Source organism: Albimonas pacifica (assembly GCF_900113695.1).
GTDB classification, from domain to species: Bacteria; Pseudomonadota; Alphaproteobacteria; order Rhodobacterales; family Rhodobacteraceae; genus Albimonas; species Albimonas pacifica.
This window is the reverse complement of sequence record NZ_FOQH01000026.1, coordinates 1-6577: the sequence shown is the minus strand read 5'-3', so window position 1 is coordinate 6577 and position 6577 is coordinate 1. Positions and strand designations below refer to the sequence as shown.

At 68.7% G+C, this 6577-nt stretch carries 6 protein-coding genes and 2 pseudogenes; 3 read left to right on the top strand and 5 right to left on the bottom strand.

Annotation, left to right across the window (positions count from 1 at the left end; genetic code table 11):
* Positions 1-248 (top strand): ATPase, T2SS/T4P/T4SS family (locus BM064_RS25875; protein ID WP_177236406.1); only part of this gene is annotated, 248 nt, incomplete at its 5' end.
* A gap of 323 nt (positions 249-571) precedes the next feature.
* On the opposite strand, the gene BM064_RS25870 is transcribed toward BM064_RS25875, so the two are convergent.
* Genes BM064_RS25870 through grxC form a run of 3 tightly spaced genes read right to left on the bottom strand, consistent with a single transcriptional unit; the run spans position 572 to position 3602 of the window.
* The gene (locus BM064_RS25870; RefSeq protein ID WP_092866274.1) at positions 572-1486 is read right to left on the bottom strand and encodes a dihydrodipicolinate synthase family protein; all 915 of its coding nucleotides are present in this window, start codon (positions 1484-1486) and stop codon (positions 572-574) included.
* Positions 1487-1515: 29 nt separating this feature from the next.
* Complete coding sequence (locus BM064_RS25865) at positions 1516-2754, bottom strand: MFS transporter (RefSeq protein ID WP_092866271.1); 1239 nt, start codon at positions 2752-2754, stop codon at positions 1516-1518.
* On the bottom strand, positions 2751-3602 hold the full coding sequence (gene grxC / locus BM064_RS28465) for a glutaredoxin 3 (RefSeq protein WP_177236405.1): 852 nt from the start codon (positions 3600-3602) through the stop codon (positions 2751-2753). The genes BM064_RS25865 and grxC overlap by 4 nt, the downstream gene beginning before the upstream one ends.
* Positions 3603-3691: 89 nt before the next feature.
* Here grxC and pdxR point away from each other — a divergent pair, with 89 nt between their 5' ends.
* Both pdxR and BM064_RS25850 read left to right on the top strand, forming a co-directional pair.
* Positions 3692-5170, top strand: a complete 1479-nt coding sequence (gene pdxR / locus BM064_RS25855) for a MocR-like pyridoxine biosynthesis transcription factor PdxR (RefSeq protein WP_092866268.1) — start codon at positions 3692-3694, stop codon at positions 5168-5170.
* 356 nt (positions 5171-5526) lie between these two features.
* Positions 5527-5830 (top strand): annotated as a pseudogene (locus BM064_RS25850) (site-specific integrase); the annotation flags it as partial.
* 228 nt (positions 5831-6058) lie between these two features.
* Here BM064_RS25850 and BM064_RS25845 read toward each other — a convergent pair.
* Together BM064_RS25845 and BM064_RS25840 are read right to left on the bottom strand one after the other, a co-directional pair.
* Positions 6059-6256: a hypothetical protein gene (locus tag BM064_RS25845; RefSeq protein ID WP_092866265.1), complete on the bottom strand. Its 198-nt coding sequence runs from the start codon at positions 6254-6256 to the stop codon at positions 6059-6061.
* Positions 6257-6358: 102 nt separating this feature from the next.
* Positions 6359-6577, bottom strand: a pseudogene (locus BM064_RS25840) (copper-transporting ATPase); the annotation flags it as partial.

Genomic DNA, 6577 nt, shown 5'->3' with positions numbered 1-6577 from the left:
TGCGCGGCCCCGAGGCCTTCGACTTCCTCGAAGCGATCAACACCGGACATCCGGGCTCGCTCACCACGATCCATGCCGACACGCCGGAGCTCGCGCTGGAGCGCCTCGCCGGCATGGCCCTGCGCGCGGGAACCACGCTGGCCCGCGCGGAGCTGCTGGAGTACGCCCGACGTACCGTCGATCTCGTGGTGCAGCTGGGGCGAAAGGACGGGCGGCGCGGGATGGTGGGGGTGAAGGTGATGGGCTGAGAGGTGAGGCGCTGTCCCTCAGCAGCATGGGCCGGTTTCGGCCCATTGCGGAACCTCGCTTGCGGGCCGAAGCCGCCAAGCGGCGTCGCCGAAGCTGTCGTTCGTGCGCCACGCAGCGTGAAGGTCCTGGAGAAGGTCGGCTGTGCAGACCTGCTTCAGGGCCTTCATCGCGGCAGCTTGATCTCCGCTGCAGCTGCGAAGTCGGCGACGGCGGCTTTTGCGCAGGCCGTGGCGAGGGTGAATTTCGTTCAGGGCGAGAAGGGCCGAGTCCGGGCGCCTGCTGGATCGAGGCAACGTTCGGGTCGTGGCCTTGGCGCCATCGATCAGATCGGCGACTCCGCTCGATCTCCGACCACGTCGACCAGGTGCTCAAGAGCGGCTTGGACGCGACCGCGACACGCCTCCGGCAGCGGCAGGATGGGGCGCGGCGGGCTTGCGTGGCCGATGCCCAGGACCTCGGCGAGCATGAACATCACCCTGTAGCTCCCGAACTCGCGGAACAGCGCCCACAGGGGCTGAAAGGCGCTATCGATCCGCTCGGCCTCGGCCGCATTCCCCGCCTGCGCGGCGCGCACGAGCGCCAGGGCGGGTCCGGGGAGAAGACCCGCCGCAACGCTGTACCAGCTGTCGACGCCAGCGAGCAGCGCGTCCTTCGCGCCCCAGTCGCCGCTGTAGCCGATCGCGAAGCCTCCCGGCGTCATGGCTCGCAGGCGACGCAGTTCGCCCGCGTAGTCGCCGTTCGCCGGCAGCGGCATCTTCACCGCTGCGACGTTCGGGATCTCGGCGAGGCGGGCGATCAGGTCTGGGCTGAAGCTGAACCTGGTCGTCCCGGGGTTGTTGTAGATGCACAGGGGCAAGTCCCCGGCCACGGCCTCGAAATGCCGGAACACCTCCTCCTCCGTCAGCGGCTGGTAGGAGACAGGGGCCAGAAGCAGGCCGTCCGCGCCCATCGCCTTCGCGTCGCGGGCGAGGTCCTCGGCCGTATCCGTGCGCAGGGCGCCGACGCCGACGATCAGCGGCGTTCTTCCGTCGACGCATTCGACGGCGGCCCGGAGCGTCCGCTTGCGCTCCTCCGGCGTCAGGTAGACGTAGCCGCCGGTGCTGCCGAGCAGACCGATGGAATCGGCTCCTGCCGTCACGATGCGATCCAGGGTCCGTCCCAGAAGGTCGGCGTCGAGCCGCCCCTCATCGTCCATGGGGGTGAGCGGGAATGCCGACAGGCCGGTGAACAAGGTCATGGTCATCTTTCAGATGCGGTGGGTGCGCGCTACGCTTCGATGGGATCCGGCAGCGGCTTCAGACCGCCGATCACGATCGCCACGGCGGCCACGAAGTTGAGTCCGGCCGCCATGATCAGGGACGGAGCGTAGCTGCCGAGGGCGTCGCGAAGGGTTCCGAACAGGCCCGGGCCGAAAGCTGTGGCGATCGCGATGATCGAGGCGGCCACTCCGTAGACGGCGCCGAACGAGGCGCCGCCGAACTCGCGGCGGACGATGATCGGCGACAGCGTCGTCAGGGCGCCCGTCGTGAGGCCGTAGAAGATGCTGGTGGACAGCAGCCCGACATAGCTCGACGTGAAAGACATCGCCCCCAGCGAGACCCCCGCGACGAGCAGGACGCCCCCCGCTATGAGGCGCAGATCGACCTGGTCCGCCACGCGCGCCAGCACGATCCTTCCGCCGAACGCCGCCGCCGCGGCCAAAGACACGGCGAGGGACGCGGCCGTGTCTCCCAAAACCGGAGAGATGATCGATACATGATGGCTCAGGAACCCGATCTGGACCATCATGCCGATGGAGAAGGCCGCCAGCACGGACAGGAACTGAGGCGTCGCTGCGGCGTGCCTGCGCGACCACACGCGTTCTGGGGGCCGCGCTTCGCCGGTCGCGTGCGGCGCTCCGTCCGGGAGCAGCCCGATGTCCTGCGGCCTGGTCTTGAAGACGAACAGGACCACCGGCGCCAGGACCGCGACCGACACGACCCCGGCGAGGGCGAATGTCGTCTGAATGCCGAAGGCGTCGATCCCCAGCAGCAGCAGCGGCGTCGCGATGATGCCGCCGACGCTGGCGCCCAGAAGGGCGATGGATACGGCCCGCCCCTGCAACCGCTCGAACCAGGGCGAGAGCGTCGTGCTGATCGACGTGGGAGACAGGCAGGATCTCCCGGCCCCCAGCAGGGCGAAGACGGCGAACAGTTGCCAGGCTTCCACGCAGAAGGCGAGGCCCGCGACGGCGAGCGCCGTCACCACGGCGCCCGCCCCGATCACGCGCTTCGGTCCGAACCTCACGATGGCCGCGCCGACGCCCGCCAGGCAGACCGCCGTGACCAGATAGGAAAGCGTCACGGCGGTGGAGACCAGGCCGATGGCGAAGCCGCGCTTCTCAGAGAGGGCGTGGATGTAGACGCCCATGCCGAACACGCCGAGGGACCAGCCGACGACCGCCACGAGCAGGCAGCCGGCGACCATCCACCAACCATGGAAGACGCGACCAGGCGCCGCCGTCATTCCGGGTCGCCAAGCATGGCGTCGAGGCGACCGGACCTGTCCATGGCCTCGAGATCCACGGCGCCGCCGATGTGTTTCCCGCCGACGAAGATCTGCGGGACCGTGCGGCCGCCGCTGCGCGCGGCCATCTCGTCTGCGGCCTTGGAGTCGCCGTCGACGTCGCGTTCGATGAAGTCGACGCCCTTCCGGATCAGGAGTTCCTTCGCCATCCGGCAGTACGGGCAGTGCGGCGTGGTGTAGATTTCGACGGAAGCGGCCACGCCGTCCTCCCGGCTCTCCATCGGGTGGCTGCGGAGCCAGGCCACGACGTCCTCGGTGGCGCGATCCGGCGGAAACACGGGATAGAACACGTGCTCGACGACGCCGTCGCGGAGGATGAGGGTCAGGCGCTTCATCAGATGCATCCCCTCGACGGTCATCGTCGGAAGCCGGAGCGCCTCGGTCAGCTTCAGGTCGGCGTCGCTCAGGATCGGGAACGACAGGCCGAGCCGGTCCGACATCTCCTGCTGGTAGGCGGTCGTCTGCGTGCTCAGGCCGAAGATCGTCGCGCTCAGAGTCGCGAACACATCCTTCTGGCTCTGAAACGACAGCGTCTGGGGCGTGCAGCCTCGGGCGCCCGGGATGTCGTTCCAGCCCGCCGGAAGCTCCACGTTCGGCACGCCGGTCATCGGGTAGGCGTAGACCACGCTGCGTCCCCTCAGCCTGGACAGGTCGATCATCCGGCCGGTCGTCGACGGCAGCGCAATGGCCGGCATCGGCGAACCGCGCAGGTGGTCGGCTCCGCCATCGTCTTCCGGACGCGGCAGGTCGTCGGGCAGAACCATGGGGTTGGTGGTATGCTGGGACATGACGATCCTCCTTGACAGGCGCGGGTATGCGCCTGAATTGGATTGTCCATAAGCTCCATTTTGGCCCAATCTCACCGGTCCATTAATCCATGGCGAAGCGGCGCGCGACAATCGAGGTTCCGGCGCTGGGAGCGATCGATCCCGAGGCGGGACAGATCGGCCGGCAGCTCGCACGGCGGCTCCGCGAGGCGGTCATGTCCGGCGCCCTTGCGCCGGGGGATCGACTTCCGTCGACGCGATCGCTCGCGGCCTCCCTCGGCATCTCGCGGGGGACCGTCGTCGAGGCGTTCGACCAGCTTCGCGCCGAGGGGGTTCTCGACGCGAAGGTCGGCGCAGGCACGCGCGTCGCGTCGGCCCTCGAGGACGAGCCGATTGCATCCATCGGCTCCGCCTCGGCGTCTCCGAAGATCCGGGAGGTCCGCCTGCCGCCGTCGGCCGTCAGGCTGGCGGCGGTTTCCCGCACGCTGGTCCCGCAGCCTGACGTTCCGTTCGCCGTCGCGGTTCCGGCGGCGGGCATCGCGCCGGACGACGCATGGCGAAGGCTTGGAAACCGGGTGAGGGCGACGGCGCGAGCTGCGCCGGCGAGCTACGCCGATCCCTTCGGGACGCTGGAGCTTCGCGCGGCCATTGCCGAGCACGTCCGGCGCTCTCGCGGCGTCCGCTGCGAGGCGGAGCAGGTCATCGTGACCTCCGGGACCCAGCAGGGCCTTTACATGGCCGGGCGGGTGCTCGTGTCGCGCGGGGATGCGGTGTGGGCCGAGGACCCCGCTTATCCCGGACTGACCGCGGTGCTCGACGATCTCGAACTGCGCACGCATCGCGTGCCCGTCGACGACCAGGGGATCGACGTCGCCCGAGGCGTCGCCCTCGCTCCTGCTGCGCGCGCAGCCTTCGTCACGCCCTCGCATCAATATCCGGTCGGCATGCCGTTGAGCATGGCGCGCCGGCAAGCCCTGATCGGTTGGGCCGAGCGCAACCAAGCATGGATCGTCGAGGACGACTACGACAGCGAGCTGCGCTACGCAGGGCATCCGTTCCCGGCGCTGCAGGGCCTGAGCCCGTCGCGGGTGGTCTATCTCGGCACCTTCAGCAAGGTGCTCTTTCCCTCGCTGCGGCTCGGATACGTGATCGCGCCGGAGTTCCTCGTCGACGCCTTCGGGGGCGCCCGCGCGATCCTCGACCGGCATTCTCCGACCGCCGAACAGCACGTGCTCGCCGCATACATGCGGGAGGGACTTTTCGAATCCCACATCCGCCGGATCCGCGGCCTTTACTCGGAGCGTCGCGAGGCGTTGCTGGACGCGCTGTCTTCCCGGCTGCCGGAAGGTTGCGCGGTTCAGCCCAGCGACCAGGGCATGCACATCCTGATCTGGCTGCCCACAGGGACGGATGACGTTCGCATCGCCGAGAGTGCGCAGGCGATCGGGCTGACGCTCCGGCCGATCTCGCGAATGTACTGCGACCCTCCCGGGCGGCCGGGCCTGATGCTGGGGTTCGGTGGATTTCCGACGGAACGTCTTCGCGCCGCCGTGGACGATCTGGTTCCACTGCTGGGGACGGCCCGATAGCGCTCCGGGGTGGCAAGACATGAAGCCATCTTGTTCCCCGCAGCACGCGAACCCGCCGCCGGGCCCTGGCGTCTCCCGACGTCGGCGCTTGACCTGCGGCATTCGTCGTCGAGGCTGCCGGGTATTCGAAAGGCAGCCTCCAGGCAGGCCTCCTGCAAGTCATGCCAAGGCGCAGGCGCCGATGCCGGCGCGTGCACGAAACCGCCATTCGCACAGTGCTCGGCAGTTTGTGCTTGGGCCAGGGTCGCCACGCAGCGGCGCGGCCTGGCCATGCCATCATGATGCGGCAGGCAAGGGGCAGGCGATGAGGATGGGAGGATCGGTGGAGGCGCCGTCATGCCTGTCTGCAGCCATCCGATGATCCGGCCATGATCGGCTCGGCGTTCCTCTGGCCCGGGCGCCTCCACGATCGGCCGCATATCTCGACCCGCCAGGACGCCAGGCTGCTGAAGGAATGGGGCTCGTCGATCAGGCTCGTGCCAAGCGCGTATGGCACGCCTTCAATGCGCCGCCCGAAGGTCGCGCAGATCTACAAGAAGACGGGCAACCTGCGCGCGATGCAGTTGCTCCTTGGGACACACGACAATGGACAGCACCGTGCGCTGTCGCGCGATCGAGCGGGCAGACGCGATGGAGATCTCGGAGCGCATTGAAATCTGAACTCACGGGCTGGTCGTGCGCGATCGGCCCTGAGCGGACGCACATGGTGCGCGCCGCGAAGGTCCGCACCGGGGCGCGCGCCGGCCGACCGAGCGAGAGCCGTCCAGTCGGGACTCGCGCCGCTGGCGATCACGGTTTTCTAACCCGGCGGTCGGGGGAGACTGCGCGCCTTTGGCCCGGCGGCTTCACCGGCTCCGTCTTTCGGCGTGCGAAAGAACTCGTTGCTACTCACGTCTCGAGGGACGCGACGCGAATGTCCGCAGGAGGTCGAAGCGGCGATGCCCGGCGACGGCGAACCTGCCTGCGCAGATATTTGAACAGCGCCGCGATCGCCAGCACGGCCAGCACGATCAGCAGCAGGCCGAACAGCCAGCCGTAGCCCATTGCGAAGCCCATCATTCCACCGCCCATCGCATCGCCGTACATGGAGAAGTCCTCCTGTTTAACGTCCGGCGGCGGACGAGCCCGCAGCCGTGACGCCTGCGCCGCCGTCGACCGGGAGCGGCGGCTGCCTTGGCCTTGCCCGGGTCAGTCCGGGCCGTGCAGCCGCACCGTCCGCAGCCTCAGAGCGTTTCCAATCACAGAGACCGAAGAGAGGCTCATCGCAGCGGCAGCCACGACCGGCGACAGAAGAACACCGAACACGGGATAAAGAACGCCCGCGGCCAGGGGAACGCCGGCCGCGTTGTAGACGAAGGCGAAGAACAGGTTCTGGCGGATGTTGCGCATGGTCGCCTCGGCCAGCCG

Excerpts from the sequence above, each read along its gene's own strand:
- BM064_RS25870 (WP_092866274.1), bottom strand. The coding sequence starts at position 1,486 with ATGACCTTGTTCACCGGCCTGTCGGCATTCCCGCTCACCCCCATGGAC.
- BM064_RS25865 (WP_092866271.1), bottom strand. The coding sequence starts at position 2,754 with ATGACGGCGGCGCCTGGTCGCGTCTTCCATGGTTGGTGGATGGTCGCC.
- grxC (WP_177236405.1), bottom strand. The coding sequence starts at position 3,602 with ATGTCCCAGCATACCACCAACCCCATGGTTCTGCCCGACGACCTGCCG.
- pdxR (WP_092866268.1), top strand. The coding sequence starts at position 3,692 with ATGGCGAAGCGGCGCGCGACAATCGAGGTTCCGGCGCTGGGAGCGATC.
- BM064_RS25845 (WP_092866265.1), bottom strand. The coding sequence starts at position 6,256 with ATGTACGGCGATGCGATGGGCGGTGGAATGATGGGCTTCGCAATGGGC.